This window comes from Flavobacteriales bacterium (assembly GCA_016700415.1).
Lineage (GTDB): Bacteria > Bacteroidota > Bacteroidia > Flavobacteriales_F > PHOS-HE28 > PHOS-HE28.
Genome location: CP065018.1, coordinates 3,417,098 through 3,433,156 on the forward strand (window position 1 = coordinate 3,417,098; position 16,059 = coordinate 3,433,156).

The window sequence follows — 16,059 nt, forward strand, 5'->3', positions numbered from 1 at the left end:
AATACAATGTAGCATTTCATCAGGGAAATCGACGGAGATCTGCTTGGGTCTGGTTCTTCCCTGAGCAGCCAGACGAGTTCAGGCTGTCCCCGAACGAAAAACTCCCCCTCGGAACCTGTTTTCAGGACCGGGGGGAGTTCGCTTTTGGAAGCGTTCGCCTTATCTCAGCACGATGCGCTGCACGTTGTAATTGGTTCCGTCACCCACGCGCACCGTATAGATGCCCGCTACATGGCCGGAGAGGTCCAAAGAGGTCGTGGTGCCGTTGAAGTTGGTGGTCTGCACCTTGGCGCCCAATGCGTTGAACACCTCCACGGTCATGTAACCGGCGGTCTGAGTGCGTACTTGCAACGGGCCGACGGTGGGGCTGGGATACATGGCGACACCCTCCAGCCCCGGCGTTTCCTGCACGCCCACGTTCAGCTCGCTGGAGAGGCGGACACACCATGCATTGCCATTTCCTCCATAGATGTTCTGATTGTTGGCATCGACCGGGATCCAGAGCGCGCTGGCGGCGTTGGGCTGCGGGACCGTAAGGTCGTCAACGATCCGGATGTTGTTGCCCGCTTCCTGGTACATGTTCGCGGAGACGTAGTAGGCCCCGGGGGCAAGCGTGATCGGGTCCAGAAAGGAGACGGCAGGCCGTCGTCCGTTGTCCATGTCCTCTTGGGTGATCACTCGGGGGTCCGACTCCACAAAGGGTGAGGTGAGGCCAGGACTCCCGCTGACAAACACATCCGCGGTATCGTACACCGCCGCGACGAAGTAGCTGCCCGGTTGGGTCTGGGCGCTCAGATACACCTCCACCCCGGTGAAGGTCTCCTCGGTGTGGACCTCAAAGTAGTTCAGCAGGCGCACGTCCTGGGTATTGTCCGCAAAGCTGTTGGTGCCGGTAGAGGTAAGTTGCAAGGTGCTGTCCGGGACCACGCCGACGGCGTCGATGGAATAGAGGTCGTCGGTCACCTCCAAATAGCGGTTCTTGAAATTGTTCGCGGGCATGGCGTCCACCCCGATGGAATCGCTGGTCATGGTGAAGTAGGCCGTATACGGACCGACGGGCAGCGCTGATGGGAAGGTGATCACCGCGTCCGCGAGAGCGGTGTCCGTGGGAGCTATCGTGCCCAAGATGATGGTGGAGGAGCCGATCTCCACGTCGTCTGCATCCTTCAGGGAAACGTACACGGTCACATTGTTCTGGGTATTGAGGCCGTAATTGATGATGCCGGCGCCCACCTCCACCGAGTTCTGCATTTGGCCCTGTGGCACGCGGCCGTATTCATATCCGCCGCCGAACTGGGAGGTGTAACCGTAGTCCATGATCAGCTCGTTCACCGGCAACGCATTGATGTTGATATCGTCGATCTCCCAGTAGTAAGCGGAATTCGCGCCGGTCTCGGTGAAACGGATGCGGACATTGGAGGGGTCTGCGCTGATGGCGGAGGTCAGGTTGAAGGCCACTTCGGCGGAGTTGAACGTTGTGTTCGCATTGGTCCCTTGGCCGATGTCGATGCTCGTGGGCCAGGTCGTTCCACCGTCTGTGCTCACGTCCAATGACTTGGAGGGGCTGCTACCGCAGCAGAACCTGAATTGCTCTGTGAAGCGGATCTCCACCGCGACCGGACCGCTGAGGTCCATGATCGGCGAGACCAGAGAGCCGGTCAGGTCCACGCGCGGGTTGTTCGCCACCGGTGGGTCCACGGAGAAGTTCGAGTTCACCGAGTCCAGATCGAAGAGCATGAAACCGTTCGAGGCGGTCGGTGACGCGAGCGCCGTGGCATTTGCGTTATATGCACCTACCGGTTTGGTGGTGGTGTGCTTCCAAACATCACCGTTTATCCCGGAGACGGTCCAAGCGCCTATGCCATTGTTGCCGACGAGGCCATTGGCGAAGTCCTCGTTGAACAGCACGTCACGCTGGCCATCCATCTGTGCGGAAGAATGATGGGCCTGCGGTCGGCATCGCTCTTCGGGCTGGAGCTGGTACAGGGTCGGGGATTGCGTCCCCCCTTTTTGTTGGGCATGCACACCTGCGGCGATCATGGCAACGGTCGCAATAGAGCAAAGTCTTTTCATGATAAAGGTTTCAGGTTTTCAGTGAGGGTGTACAGTAGAAAGGGATGTGAACCACCCCTCTGTCAAAGGTAGGCCCGGAACAGCGGGCCCGGACAATGTTCCGGGCCTGTCCCTTGACCTTTCCAAGGCCAAGGCATGAGTGCCTGCTCTTATGTTTTGGGGTAAAGAAAAATCCCCCTTCGGCCACCACGGCCGAAGGGGGATCAATTCCGTCAATGTGGGTTTACTTCAGCAAAATGCGCTGGATGTTGAAGTTGGTCCCATCACCTACACGGACCGTGTAGATGCCCGCTGCATTGCCGGAGAGGTCCAGATCGGTCATCGTACCGGTGAAGTTGGCGGTCTGCACCTGGGCACCTAATGCGTTGAACACCTCCACGGACATCTTCCCGGCGGTCGTCGCTTGTACATGGAGCGGGCCGGAGGTGGGGCTGGGGTACATGGTGATGCCGTCCAGGCCCGGTGCTTCCTGCACCCCTACGTTAAGCTCGCTGGAGAGGCGGATGCAGAATGCGTTGCCGTTGCTATAGGTGTTCTGGTTCTGGTCGTCGATCGGGATGTAGATCATGCTGGCGTCCCAAGGTTGGGGCACCGTCACGTCGTCCAGAATGGACAGGTCGTTGCCACCCTCCTGGTAGAGGTTGGCGGAGACGTAGTATGCACCGGGGTTGAGCGTGATGGCATCCAAGAAGGAGACCGATGCGAGGCGGCTGTTATAGTCGGCCTGCGTGATCACGCGGGGGTCCGACTCCACCAAAGGTGTAGGGTTGTTGCCGTTGCCCGTCATCACGTCCGCCGTGTCGTACACGGCCGCGATGAAGTAGCTGCCGGGTGCCGACTGAGTGGCCATGCGGATCTCCACACCATAGAAGGTGGTCGTGGACTCAATGATGAAGAGGTTCATCAGCCGCACGTCCTGGGTGTTGTCCGTGAAGCTGCTCGTGCCGAGCCGGGTGAGGGCCAGGATGTCGTTGGGCACCACGTTGTAGGCGTCCAAGGCATACAGGTCGTTGGTCACCTCGAAGTAGCGATTCTGTGCGTTGTTGTTCGGGTTCGCGTCCACACCGATGGAGTCGCTGGTCATGGTGAAGTAGGCGGTATACTTCCCAACGGGCAGGGGGAAGGGCACGGTCATTTGCGCATCGGCGATCATCGTGTCCGTGGTATTGATCGTACCCAAGTTGATGGTGGAGGCCCCCACTTCCGTGTTGGTCGCATCATCCTTCAAGGAAACGTATACCGTTACGTTGTTCTGGGTGGTACCGCCGTAGTTGATGATGCCGGCACCCACGTTCACCGTGCTCTGGATCTGGCTTTGTGGAATACGGCCGTACTCATAGCCCTCGCCGAACTGGGCGGTATAGCCGTAGTCCATGATCAGCTCGTTCTCGGGCAGGGCACTGATGCTGATGTCGTCGATCTCCCCAGTAGTATGCGGAGATGTCACCGCCCTGGGTGAAGCGTAGCCGGACTTGGCTGCGGTCGCCACTTCCGAGGGCAGGGGTCAGGTTGACGGCGACCTCGGCGGTGGTGAATTCGATGTTGTAGCTCAAGCCCTGGTCGATATCGAGGCTGTTGGGCCAGGTTTGACCGCCGTCCAGGCTCACGTCCAGTGTTTGGCCGGAACCGGTATTGGCGCAGCAGAAGCGGTATTGCTCGTAGAAGCGGATCTCCACGGCGGAAGGCCCGCTCAGGTCCATGATCGGCGAGATCAGGGAACCGCTTACGGAGACACGGGGACTGATCGCCACCGGGGGGGTCACGCCGAAGTTCGTGTTCACGGAATCCGAGTTGAAAAGCATGAAGCCGTTCGCGGCGCTCGGTGAGGTGATGATCTCAGAGACCACGGTATACGCACCTACTGGGCCGGTGGTGGTATAGCGCCACACATCGCCGTTGGTCCCGGTGAGGGTCCATGCGCCAAGGCCGCCATTGTTGCCGGCAAAGCCATTAGCAAAGTCCTCGGTGAACAGCACTTCGCGCTGGCCGTCCAGTTGGGCGGCAGGATGATGCATCAGGCCATGCACGGGCTGGTTGGGCTGGAACTGGTCCAGTGTGGGGAGCGGTGACCTCCCGCTGTGTTGCGCGGACGCGCCGACAGCGATGAAGGCAACGGTCGCAATAGAGCAAAGTCTTTTCATGGTATTGGATTGTTGGGTTTTTCGTGGATGTTGGAGAAGGAGCGAAAGTAGGCAACTTTCCCTTCCATAAGGATAGCGCAAAGTGCTATCGTGTCTTATTCGATCTTCGAGGCCAATTGTCCGATGCTGTGTCGGACCCTGCGTGAGGGTAGGTGTCCTCTCCTTTTTGGAAGGAAGGGGACACCTTCATCTATCGAGGCAACCCTCTCCGACCCTCAAATTGATCCGGGTTATATACGACCGGGGCATGGGATAAAAGAAAAGCTCCCCCTCGGCAACGATGGCCAAGGGGGAGCATGATCTCTTAGCGGATGCTTACTTCAGCACAACGCGCTGCATGTTGAAGTTGGTGCCGTCGCCGATGCGGACGGTGTACATGCCTGCCGCGTTACCGGCGAGGTTCAAGGTGGTTGCGGTGCCGGTGAAGCTGGAGGTCATCACCTTCTCGCCCAGCGCGTTGAACACTTCCACGGTCATGTTGCCGGGGGTCTCCGCACGCACTTCCAACGGGCCTGTGGTGGGGCTGGGGTACATGGTGATGCCCTTCAGACTTGGTGAATCCTGCACGCCCACGTTCAGCAGGCTGGAGAGGCGGACGGCCCATGCGGTGCCATTGCCTCCATAAAGGAATTGGCTCTGGTCATCGACGGGGATCCACAGCATGCTTGCAATGGCGGGCTGGGGTACTGTTTCGTCGTCAATGATCCGCATGTCATTGCCACCCTCTTGGTACATGTTGGCGGAGACAAAATAGGCACCGGGACCGAGTGTGATGGGGTTGAGGAAGGATACTGCTGCCAATTGTCCGTTGTCCATGTCGGCCTGCTCGATCAAACGGGGGTCCGATTCCACCAAGGGGGAAGTGAGGTCGGCGGTGTTTGCAAGTACATCGGCGGTGTCATACACGGCCGCGATGAAATAGCTGCCCGGGACTGTGGAGCCGCTCAAGTAAACCTCCACGCCGTAGAAGATGGTCGTGTTGGGCACCTCGAAATAGTTCAGCAGGCGCACGTCCTGGGTGTTGTCGGTGAAGCTGTTGGTGCCGACGGAGGACAGGCTCAGCATGTCGTCCGGGATCACGTCCAGCCCGTCCAAGGAGTACAGGTCCGAGGTGACGGCAAAATAGCGGTTCCTGGAGTTGTCGTTCACGTTCTCATCCATACCGATCTGGTCGCTGTTCATGGTAAAATAGGCCGTGTAGGTGCCTAAGGCCAAAGCGGGACTGAAAGTGAGGGGAGTTTCGAACACGGCGGTATCTCCGTTAACCATCAAGGCTACTACGTCGCTGGTGGCACTGGCAACCTCCATGTCGCTCTCATCGCGTACGGAGACGGAAACACTCACGTTGGTCTGGTCCTCTGCGCCGAAGTTGATCACCGCTGCGCCTGCGTCCATGGTGGTGGGCATTTGGCTGGCGGGGACGCGGGCATACTCATAGCCTCCGCCGAACTGTGCCGTGTAGCCGTAGTCCATGATCAGGTCATGTTCCGGAAGGGTGATGATGGCAACGTCATCGATCATCCATGCATAGTCGCAACCACCTTCGTAACGGAAGCGGAAGTAAGCATTGGCCTGACCACCGATGGCAGCGGACAGGTTGATCGACATGACTTGAGGATTCGCCGTTGTGCTATTGCCGCCAATGTCATTGATCTGCATGGGTGTCCAAGGACCCATGTCCGAGGTGCTGGTCTCCACATAGCACATGCCTTGGAATTCGCGGTAGTATTGCTCGAATTGGAGCACTACGCCGGAATAGCTTGACAGATCAATGGGGTTGGCCGTCCGGATCCAGGCGTTCTGGCTGCCACCACAAAGCAGGTCGGAATCGAACAGGGCAAAGCCGTTGGCCGCCGAGGTGGATTCGATGGTGCCGATCGTGTAAGCCCCGGTGGATCCCGTGGTGCCGATCACCCAGTTCTCGTTGTTGGGGTCGCTGATGTTCCCGATGACCCATGTGGAGGGATCGGAGAAATCATCGGACCAGATCAGGTCGCGGTCCGCGGAGTAGGCGGGTTGGACGTGATGGGCAGGTTGCTCCGTCATGCGCTGCTTCAGCACGCGCGTGCGGGAACTTTCTTGTGACTGTGCCGAAGCTGTGCCCGCGATCAGGGACAGTGCCAAGGCCGAAACGTAGAGTTTGTTCATTGGTGAGTTTGGTTTTCTATTGGGTTAACGGGTGCTAAGGTAAGCGATCGAAGCCTTTCGGGACCCGCTTATGCGAGCAACGGCGCGTATCGATCGCCCAACGGGTACTATGGAACAACGGAGACCTTGAATAAGTTCGCTCCGAGCGGCTCAGGCCGGTGCTTTTCCGTTTGTAGGGGGGCCTTCCGGGGGCAGGATCATCTGCAACACCACCGCTAGCACCACCGTGATGGCGGGCGCGATCAGGTTGTACCATAAAAAGGCGACCTCCAGCTTGGAGAAATGCAGTACCAGAATGGCGGCCTGCGCCACCAATGCCGCTATGAACACCGCCTTGCCTTGCACGCGTTTGAAGAAGAACGCCACCAAGAAGATGCCGAGGATGGTGCCATAGAAGAGGGAGCCCAGGATATTCACCGCCTGGATGAGGTTTCCGAACTGCGCGGCCACCCCTGCGAAGGCCATGGCCAAGGCGCCATAGAGGATGGTGGCCCAACGCGTGGCCGTCACCTGCTGGTCCCCGGTCCATTCCCGCTGGATCACGTCCACGGTGGTGGTGCTCGCCAAGGCGTTCAATTCAGCACTGGTGGTGCTCATGGTGGCGCTCAGCATTACGGCCAGCAACAGGCCGATCAGCCCGGAAGGCAAGTGCGACATGGCGAAGGAGAGGAAGATGTGGTCGTCGTCACGCGGTTCTTCCTGCGGTGCCACCCGGGTGATGAGCGATTTGACCACCGTGCGCAAGGAGTCGTCCGAGGCCCGGATGGTGTTCAGGGCTGCACCTGCCGTGGCGATCCGGGCCTCATCGCCGGCCCGTACGGCGTTCAACAGCGTGGCCGAGCGGGTTTCGATCACGGCGGTGTTGGCCAGATGCAGCTTCTCGATACGGCGCGTTTGTTCCGCGGCCGGGCTGTTGTGCAGGACCTCGAGGTTGTGTTCGTTCCAATGCACGGGCGCTGCGTGGAAAAGGTAGAAGACGAACACCAGCACGCCGCTCAACAGCACGATGAACTGGAAGGGGATCTTGATCAGACCGTTGAACATCATGCCCAGTTTGGCCTGGCCGGCGGTGCGTCCGCTGAGGTAGCGGCCCACTTGGCTCTGGTCGGTGCCGAAATAGGAGAGTTGCAAAAAGAATCCGCCCAGGATGCCGGTCCACAGGGTGTACCGGTCGTTCGCATTGAACTCCGTGGAGATGATGTTCATGTGCCCCATGGCCCCGGCCATCTTCAGGCTTTCCGTGAACGTCATGCCGGCCTGTCCGCCGGGGAGCGGTTGGGAGAGGTAGTGGACCACGATCCCGAAGGTGACGGCCAGGCCGATGAAGATCACCGCCATCTGCTGTGTCTGTGTGGCGCTTACGGCTTTGGCCCCGCCGGTGGTGGTGTACAGGATCACCAGGCCGGTGATGGCAAAGGTCCAAGCGAAAGGGATGTGCAGCACCGTGCTGAGGATGATCGAAGGCGCATAGATCGTGATGCCTGCGGCGAAGCTGCGCTGCACCAGGAAGAGGGAAGCGGTGAGGAGGCGCATGCGGCGGTCGAAGCGCCTGCCGATGAACTCATAAGCGGTGTACACTTTCCACTTGTAGTACATCGGGATGAACACCACGCAGATCACCACCATGGCCAAGGGCAGGCCGAAGTAGAACTGGATGAAGCGCATGCCGTCCAGGTACCCTTGGCCGGGCGTGCTCAGGAAGGTGACGGCGCTAAGCTGCGTGGCCACTACGCCGAAGCCAACGGCCCACCAGCGGCTGTTGTTCCCCGCGCGCAGATAGTCCTCCCGGGAATGCTCATTCCGCGTCCGCCAGGTGCCATATCCGGCAATGAACACCAACGTGCCGACCAGCACGATCCAGTCCAGCGCGCTCATGAAAAATGCACGGTCAGCCAATACATGAGCACGATCTCCACCGCGAGCACGATCACCAACAGGGCGTAGACATTGCGCCAGGTGCGGAGAAAGGGCGGGCGGTCATCGGACATGAGAGACAGTGGCGAGATGGAAGTTTATGTTGAACTAGAAATGTAGAATGTAGAATTCAGAATGTGGAATGATCAACGAGCATCCTCAGGCCGTTGATCATCTTTTCGAGTTCAGCGCGAACATCCACCCCGATCATGTTTCCGGTCGAACAGTGCTTATTTGTCTTTGCGGTTCCGCTCGGCCGTTTTAACGCTTGCCGCGAAGATCGCGACCAGCTCTACGCTTTCATTAAGAAGCCAAGCATTCTCCTTCTTGGAAAAGTCCATGAGTTCGGCCTTTGCCTGGATCCGCATGTTGTTACGTGATTCTCGCAATTCCTTCAAGGCCAATCTCATTTTGTGGATGAAGTCCGCAGTGGATTCGGAACCTTGGACCTCCCCATAGTGCAAGGCCGGTGCCGTTCCACTTCGCAGCAATTGCTTCGCCAAATGATTACCGGCCACTGATCTCGGCATCTTGTCCGTGTAGAGCACGATCTGTGCTCCGAATTCCACGCACCGATCATCCAAGTCATATTTCCTTTCCATGGTTCAAGTGTTTTTCGCAAGCTACCGCTGTTTATGGATCCCGTCGGCAGTGACGTGTCTCCGATACACGCCATTCTACATTCTGCATTCTACATTCTGAATTCTACATTCCCTTTTCATTGGGCACTCCTCCGCGATATCAAATTAGCGAATAGCCGGTACGCTCCCGGCACACCCGTCGGCAACTGACGGAAAAAGCTGATCCCGGTGTACACGAACCGTCCTTTGCCATAGTCGCAGGTGACAAGCGCGCCGTCGAGCTGTTTTTCGCCGGGGTCGCTCCAGCCGATCAGCGGAGTATAGTGCGGGTCGAGGTCGCCAAGGAAGTAGAGGCCGCGCTCCTGCACCCAATCGTCGAAGTCCTTCAGTGTGATCTTGTTCGGCGTGTTCAGCAGCGGGTTCTTCGGGTCTAAGAAGGTGGGTGTTGCTTCTTCCACGGTCACGCGGTCGCGGGTGATGGCGAAGGGATAGGGGCCGATCGAGGGGCCGGGCAGCACCATGTCCTTGCTGAGCGTGGTGTACTGGTCCACCAAGGTGCCGCCGTTCTTCACATATTCCATCAGGACGGGGTTCAACTCCTTCAAGGCATGGGTGACATTGTACGCCCTGATGCCGGTGACGATGGCGTCATACTTCGATAGGGACTGCAACGTCGCCGTGGCGGGGTCGATCAGGTCCACGGTGAGGCCGAGCTGCTCCAATGCTTGTGGGACATCATCGCCCGCGCCCATGATGTAGCCGATGTGCTGGGCGTTCACCTTCACATCGATGGGGACCGCGCAGAACGTGGCCTTGGTATACCAGGACCGCTTGGGGATGTGATCGTAGCCGATGATGCGCCGGGTGAGGTCGGTGGGGCCGGGATGACCTACGTCCATGCGCAGGTAGGGCAGGGTGTTCCGGGTGGCACCTTCAGGAACCACGCGGAGGCTTGCGCCGATGCGCTGGTCCTGCTTCAGCGGGCCGAGCTGTTGGCGCGCCGGGGTGAACTCCCAATCGGCGACACGCTCGCCGATCAGCTCGGCATGGGTGAGGTCGGTATAGGCTTCGACCCCTAGATGCGCCACCGTCGTGGTGTCCTTCACCATCAGGACATACGGACTGGCGAAGAGTGAGACGGGCGGCACCACCTCGCAGGTCTGCACCTGCTCCCCTTTCAACCGGTCCACGAACCCATATAGCACAGGCGCAATGCCTTTGACCTCCGTGCCGCCCGCAATGCGCAGGGTGTAGGGCACCTCCAGTTCGGGCGGAGTGATGGCCTTGCCGATGAGCGTGGGGTCCGCGATGTGGAAGAGGTTGCCGTGCGGCAGGGCAAGCCAGAAGGGCTGGTCCGGTGTCAAGGGTGCTTTCAGGCCCACGGGCAAGGTGAACGGCGCGTTGTCCGCAAGCGCGACCGCATTTCCGTCAGGTTTCACGAACTGGACCGGTGATGCACTGCGCGTGAGGACGTTCAAGGCCACCTTTACGGAGTCGCCGGTCACTACTTGGGGCGCATCGGACAAGGCCTCCACCACCGTGCCGGTGACGTCCAGTAGCAGTTCGTTCACGCGCTTCCGGGTGAGGTCCTTCCAGTCGGACGGGGGCAAGGCGTCCACTGCGGAAGCCACGCGGCCCAACGCTTCCACGCTTTTCTCCGGTGCCCGCAGATCATACCCGGCGAGCAATGCGTCCACTGCGGTGGCCACGGCCTCGCCGCCCGGGACCCGTTCCCAGGTCATGTCGATCCCGTCGAAGATGTCGTCGCTTTTCGGGCGGTCGCCGAGGTCGAAGTGCAGGTATTCCATCTGCTGGCCGCGCGTCTCCGCCGCACCGAAGCCTTGGCTCTTGTGCATGCTGCGGCTGCGGCCCGCGAGTTCGGTATAGCTCAGGCCCAGCAAGGGGTCGAAGCCGCCGACGTCCACGGGGTACCAGTCCTTGTTCCGCTCGGCGATGTCCGCCAGATCTTTTTTCCACCAAGTGCTTCCGTTGAAATAAAGGCGGCGCGGCTGCCACACCGTGAGGCCTTGTTCCAATTGCTCAGGGAAGGCCTCGGGGTCGCCCGCCATATCGAAGGCTTCATGGGCGAGTATCGCGCTGGCCTCGTGGTGTCCATGACCGGCCTCGTTCGTGGGCGGGAAGCGCGTGATGATGACGTCCGGCCGGAAGGTGCGGATCACGCGCACAACGTCGCTGAGCACTTCATCGTGCCCCCATTTCTCAAAACTCTCCTTGGCGTTCTTGCTGTACCCGAAGTCGCTGGCACGGGTGAAGAACTGCTCGCCACCATCAATGCGGCGCGCGGCCAAAAGCTCCTCGGTGCGTATGATGCCGAGCGCATCGCCGAGCTCGGGGCCCAGCAGGTCCTGCCCACCATCGCCGCGGGTGAGGCTGAGGTAGCCTGTGCGCACCTTCTTGCCGTTGGAGAGCCAGGCGATCAGCTTGGTGTTCTCATCATCCGGATGGGCGGCGATGTAGAGCACCGCGCCGACCATGGGCAGCTTCTCCATATCGTGCAGGATATGTGCGGCGTCCGGTTCGTTCGCGGGGCGCTGGGCGAAGGTGTTCTGAAAAAGTCCGGAGAAGGGGAAGGCGAGCGCCACGGCCAATAGGCGTGCCGTGCTGGATACATTGGATAACATGCGCCGAAGGTAGCAGCCGTGTGTGTTGACCGGCTTTTGTCATCCAGGCTCTCGCACCTTCCCTCTATTGTTGCACCAGCTTGAACGTTCCGCCCCGTCTTGTCACAAAGGAAGAAGTGTAGCAGCTACCTTGGTTTCAGAAATGGTCAAGTCCACGGATGTTCGATGCTCAATGGGACGAAGCGTCGCATTCACCATACTTGGTTTGGCATTGGGGTTTTGCTTGACCACCAATGGTTTGGGTCAATATGACTATTCGGGAGGGGGAAGCACCGATGTTGGTGCGGACCGGAAGGGGCCGCTCAAAGGGGTAGCGGCCCCCATGGTCACCGGCTCAACGGGTTATGCGATCCTTGGGGCGAACGGGGCGTTCCATAGCTTCAATGAGGCGCAGGGCATCCGGGTCACCTATCGTGGAGCCGGTTTTGATGTCTTCGTGGAAAAGGGGAACGCGCCCCGCCGGGCCTCTTTCACACTGGCAGGGATCGGTCGCGGAGGCGCGGAGCTTGTGCCAACGGCAGCATTGTCGGAGGTGGTGGAGGGGAGCCGTTTGGAAATCGACCACGGTCCGTTCCGGATGCTTTATCAGAACGACATCCATGGTATGCGGCACGATCTGGTGGTGATGACCGGACCGGAAGGGAATGGCCCGTTGGAAGCACGATTGCGGATAACGGGTGACCTGTTGGCCGTGCAGAAGACCAAGGACGAACTGGTGTTCACCGCATTCGATGAGCGGACCATGGCACTTTCCCCGGTTCTCCGCTATAGTGGCCTTCATGCTTGGGATGCGGAAGGGCATGTACTTCCCTCCAGCATGGCGTTGAGCGGGGATCAGCTGGTCTTATCGGTGCAGGATGAAAACGCCGTCTATCCGGTCACCATCGACCCCATATCCACAACGGCCGATCTGGAACTGGCAGGCGGCCAACTGGGAGAATCCTTCGGGTACAGCGTAGCCACGGCGGGCGATGTGAACGGCGATGGATATAGCGACATCATCGTGGGTGCGCCTCACTGGGACCTTCCGTCCACGGATGCGGGCAGGGCGATGATCTTTCTGGGTTCCGCCACAGGCATCGCCAGCACACCGGCATGGACGGTACAGGGTACGGCCGCGAACGCACGGTTCGGCTTCAGTGTCTCTTCAGCGGGGGACCTCAACGGTGATGGCATCAGTGACGTGGTGGTCGGGGCACCGGGGCAAGACGGGCATGGGGCGGCCTTCGCTTATTTCGGGTCGGCCCCCTCAGGGCCGGGAACGGTTGCCGCAGTTGTATGGACCGGCGATGCGCAGGCCGCTTGCGAGTTCGGGCACGCCGTGGCCTTGGCCGGTGATGTGAACGGTGACGGCTACAGCGATGTGCTTGTGGGGGTTCCTTTGTATGACGTCCCTCCCAGTGGTTCGAATCAGGGCAAGGCCTATTGCTACCACGGGAATACGTTGGCATTGGGGTGGACCGCCAATGGCACGACTTCAAATGCGCAGTTCGGCTTCAGCGTGGCGGGGGCCGGCGACCTGAACGGTGATGGTATCAGCGACGTTGCCATCGGTGCACCTTTCCAGCCGAAAATCCCCACCTCCAATAACGGCACCGTGTACGTTTACCAAGGCAATAACGGAAGTGGTTTGAGCGTGGCATTCAACGGCTCGCGGACCGGGGGAGGGTCTGCCAATCTGGGTTACAGCCTTTCCAGCGCCGGGGATATGAACGGCGATGGATTTGCGGACCTCCTTATCGGTGCACCCGGGGTAGGTGCCGGGAACGGGGTGGCCTACGTCTATTTGGGAACCGGGGTGGGGACCGGTTTGATCGTGGGTGCCAGCATCTCCGTCGCCGGTTTGTCCGGGGAGCGATTGGGCCAAGCCGTTTCCTTGGCAGGGGACGTGAACGGAGATGGGTACGCTGACGTGATTGTGGGAAGCCCGAACCATGCAGGCAACAAGGGAAGGGTTCAGGTATTCCGCGGTAGCTCACCGTTGTTGTTGGATGCGGCACATCTCCTGTGGTCCAGCGTAGGTCTGGTGGCCGGGGATCACCTCGGGGCGGCCGTGCATACCGCCGGTGACGCGAACGGCGATGGCATCAGTGATCTGCTGGTCGCCGCACCGGAAGGGGGCGGAACCGGTGTTGTCAGTGTCTTTCATGGCGGTACGGACCTGCTGCCAAGTACGTGTCAATGGTCACAGTTGGGCATGCAGACAAATGGGTATTTGGGTAGTTCAGTCTCTTCCGCAGGCGATGTGAACGGCGATGGTTATAGTGATGTGATCATCGGCGCGCCCAGTGGCGTGAGCGGTGTCTTCGGCAAAGCCATGTTGTACTTGGGGTCGGCCACCGGTTTGTCAGGCGCCCCGGCATGGACCGGTACCGGGGAGAACATGGAAGATCTCTATGGGTATGTGGTAGCATCCGCTGGTGACGTGAACGGCGATGGATATGGGGATGTCCTCGTGGGGGCACCGGGATACCCGAACTATACCTGGCGCGGTAAGCTGTACCTCTACCTCGGCTCTCCATCGGGACTCTCGGCGGCACCTGCTTGGACAAAGACCGGCGAGAACGTGGAGGACCGTTTCGGGTACAGTGCGTCCAGTGCCGGCGACGTGAACGGCGACGGGTACAGCGATGTGCTCGTTGGCGCATACATGTTCGGCGAGCCCACGGACCATGGGAAGGTTTATGTGTTCAACGGATCTTCGACCGGGTTGCCTTCCGTCGCCAACTGGACGGCAATGGGCACTCCCCAATCATTCTTCGGGTCCAGCGTTTCCACCGCCGGGGATGTCAATGGGGACGGTTATGATGATTTGATCGTGGGTGCACCCCTGCATGATGTGACCGCAAATGACAACCAGGGCGGTGCTTTCCTCTACAACGGTTCACCCTCCGGGCCTTCCGCGTCACCGTCCTGGTCCGCCTATGGTGCGCATTCGGGCTCCCAGTTCGGAGTATGCGTCTCCTACGCGGGGGATGTGAACGGGGATGGGTACAGCGATGTGATCGTGGGTGAGTATTTCTATACGAATGGCGTGAACACGCACACGGGCCGTGCCTATGTTTTCCAGGGATCCCCGTTCAGCGGCTTATCGGCCGTCGCCAACACCATTATCGAAGGGACCCAACTGGATGGGCAAATGGGTATCTCGGTCTGTGCGGCGGGTGATGTTAACGGTGACGGCTTCGGCGATGTGATCGTGGGGGCGCATCTTCAATCGATGTTCTACCTGAACCAGGGGATGGCCAGTGTACACCTCGGTTCGGCGGCCGGTACCTCGGCCACGGCGGCATGGTCGGTCTATGGGACCGGTACGGGATCAAGATTCGGGTCCGGGGTGGCCCTGGCCGGTGATGTCAACGGCGACGGGTACAGTGACGTGATCGTCGGGGCCGATAGACAGACAGCCGCAAACGGAGGGGGCGCCTTTGTTTTCCAAGGGAACGTTGCGCGTTCAATTCCGATGCCAACCTACCAATACCGCGGTGACCTTGTCACTCCGGTGCGCACCAACAACGGCACCTTCGATCCCGGTTGTGCCTGGGGGATCGGCCAGTTGGCCCGTTCCTCCATGGGCCGCTCCAAGATGAAATTGGTGTGGCAGTTCGTTGGCCACGGGCCAGCGGTCCCCACGTCCCCTTTCAATAACAACAGTACGGCCTTCACTGGCGAGGACGCCGTCTGGACCGATAGCGGTCTGTCGGGTACGCTGCTCAAGGAAAGCCTGGCCACCCCGGGCACGACCACGAGCCACCCTGCATGGCGCGCACGTGTGCGGCACCATCCGTCCACCGCACTGGACGGCAGGTCCTTCGGGCGTTGGTTCTCCCAAGGGGTCCATGACCTCCAGGTCCCCAGCATCAAGACGGAGCTGGCAGGCTGCGGCCCATTGCCGGTCACGTTGGTCAGTTCCTCCGTGGAATGTTCGGACGGGAATGTGGTCATTGAATGGGCTACGGCATCGGAGCAGGATTGCGCGGACTTCACTGTGCTGCGCTCCCGGGACGGTCAGGAGTGGGAAGCGGTAGGCCAGGTCCCCTGTAGCGGCAACTCTTCGCACTTCCTGCAATACCGCTTCGTGGACCGCGCTCCCGTGGGCGGGGGCGTTTCCTACTACCGCCTGGACCAATATGACATCAATGGCACGGTGGACCATTATCCGGCCATGGTGCTTGAACCGTGCGCGGATATGTTCGTCACCGCTTGGCCCAATCCTTTTCAGGATGAACTCTTCATCGGCTTGAAAACCGACTTCATGGAAGATGAAACGATCCTTGCGACTGTGCGGGACCTCACGGGTCGGATCGTGTTGGAGCGGACGGTGGAGCTGTCCAACTGGCCCGTGGGGCGCATCGGTGGCTTGCTAAGCTTGCCTCAGGGGCCGTATGTGATGGAGTTGCGTTCCTCGTTGCGTGGAAGGCTCGGCCAAGTGCGGGCGATCCGGATGTGAACAGCGCCTTCGTTGCGACGATCTCAGCTACACCTGCTGCGGCCCCCAGGGGGGCTCCGGGACCCAGAGCAATTCCATGAATGATCCGCTGGGATGGATGTCCGCTCGTC

General features: G+C 59.9%; 8 protein-coding genes. 1 reads left to right on the forward strand and 7 read right to left on the reverse strand.

The annotated features are described in order from the left end of the window. Window positions 1-159: 159 nt before the first annotated feature. From IPP95_14290 to IPP95_14320, 7 genes are all read right to left on the reverse strand, one after another. Window positions 160-2,073 (reverse strand): T9SS type A sorting domain-containing protein, encoded by a 1,914-nt coding sequence (locus IPP95_14290; GenBank protein QQS72320.1) that lies wholly within the window; start codon window positions 2,071-2,073, stop codon window positions 160-162. Between the two features lie 223 nt (window positions 2,074-2,296). Beyond that, window positions 2,297-3,520, reverse strand: coding sequence for a T9SS type A sorting domain-containing protein (locus tag IPP95_14295; GenBank protein ID QQS72321.1), 1,224 nt, complete (start codon window positions 3,518-3,520; stop codon window positions 2,297-2,299). Next, window positions 3,408-4,214 carry a hypothetical protein gene (locus tag IPP95_14300; protein ID QQS72322.1) on the reverse strand — a complete coding sequence of 269 codons (807 nt, stop codon included), beginning with the start codon at window positions 4,212-4,214 and terminating at the stop codon, window positions 3,408-3,410. Before IPP95_14300 ends, IPP95_14295 begins: the two co-directional genes overlap by 113 nt. Before the next feature lie 315 nt (window positions 4,215-4,529). Beyond that, complete coding sequence (locus IPP95_14305) at window positions 4,530-6,362, reverse strand: T9SS type A sorting domain-containing protein (protein QQS72323.1); 1,833 nt, start codon at window positions 6,360-6,362, stop codon at window positions 4,530-4,532. Between the two features lie 150 nt (window positions 6,363-6,512). Next, the gene (locus IPP95_14310) at window positions 6,513-8,237 is read right to left on the reverse strand and encodes a sodium:solute symporter (protein ID QQS72324.1); all 1,725 of its coding nucleotides are present in this window, start codon (window positions 8,235-8,237) and stop codon (window positions 6,513-6,515) included. 269 nt (window positions 8,238-8,506) lie between these two features. Further along, window positions 8,507-8,878, reverse strand: coding sequence for a four helix bundle protein (locus IPP95_14315; GenBank protein QQS72325.1), 372 nt, complete (start codon window positions 8,876-8,878; stop codon window positions 8,507-8,509). Window positions 8,879-8,994: 116 nt separating this feature from the next. Beyond that, window positions 8,995-11,499: a PIG-L family deacetylase gene (locus tag IPP95_14320; GenBank protein QQS72326.1), complete on the reverse strand. Its 2,505-nt coding sequence runs from the start codon at window positions 11,497-11,499 to the stop codon at window positions 8,995-8,997. Window positions 11,500-11,671: 172 nt separating this feature from the next. On the opposite strand from IPP95_14320, the gene IPP95_14325 reads away from it, so the two are divergent. Then, window positions 11,672-15,949 carry an FG-GAP repeat protein gene (locus tag IPP95_14325; GenBank protein ID QQS72327.1) on the forward strand — a complete coding sequence of 1,426 codons (4,278 nt, stop codon included), beginning with the start codon at window positions 11,672-11,674 and terminating at the stop codon, window positions 15,947-15,949. Window positions 15,950-16,059 lie beyond the last annotated feature (110 nt).

What these genes read in the sequence shown, in the direction of transcription:
- IPP95_14290 (QQS72320.1), bottom strand. Translation starts at nt 2,073, where the DNA reads ATGAAAAGACTTTGCTCTATTGCGACCGTTGCCATGATCGCCGCAGGT.
- IPP95_14300 (QQS72322.1), bottom strand. Translation starts at nt 4,214, where the DNA reads ATGAAAAGACTTTGCTCTATTGCGACCGTTGCCTTCATCGCTGTCGGC.
- IPP95_14305 (QQS72323.1), bottom strand. Translation starts at nt 6,362, where the DNA reads ATGAACAAACTCTACGTTTCGGCCTTGGCACTGTCCCTGATCGCGGGC.
- IPP95_14310 (QQS72324.1), bottom strand. Translation starts at nt 8,237, where the DNA reads ATGAGCGCGCTGGACTGGATCGTGCTGGTCGGCACGTTGGTGTTCATT.
- IPP95_14315 (QQS72325.1), bottom strand. Translation starts at nt 8,878, where the DNA reads ATGGAAAGGAAATATGACTTGGATGATCGGTGCGTGGAATTCGGAGCA.
- IPP95_14320 (QQS72326.1), bottom strand. Translation starts at nt 11,499, where the DNA reads ATGTTATCCAATGTATCCAGCACGGCACGCCTATTGGCCGTGGCGCTC.
- IPP95_14325 (QQS72327.1), top strand. Translation starts at nt 11,672, where the DNA reads ATGGGACGAAGCGTCGCATTCACCATACTTGGTTTGGCATTGGGGTTT.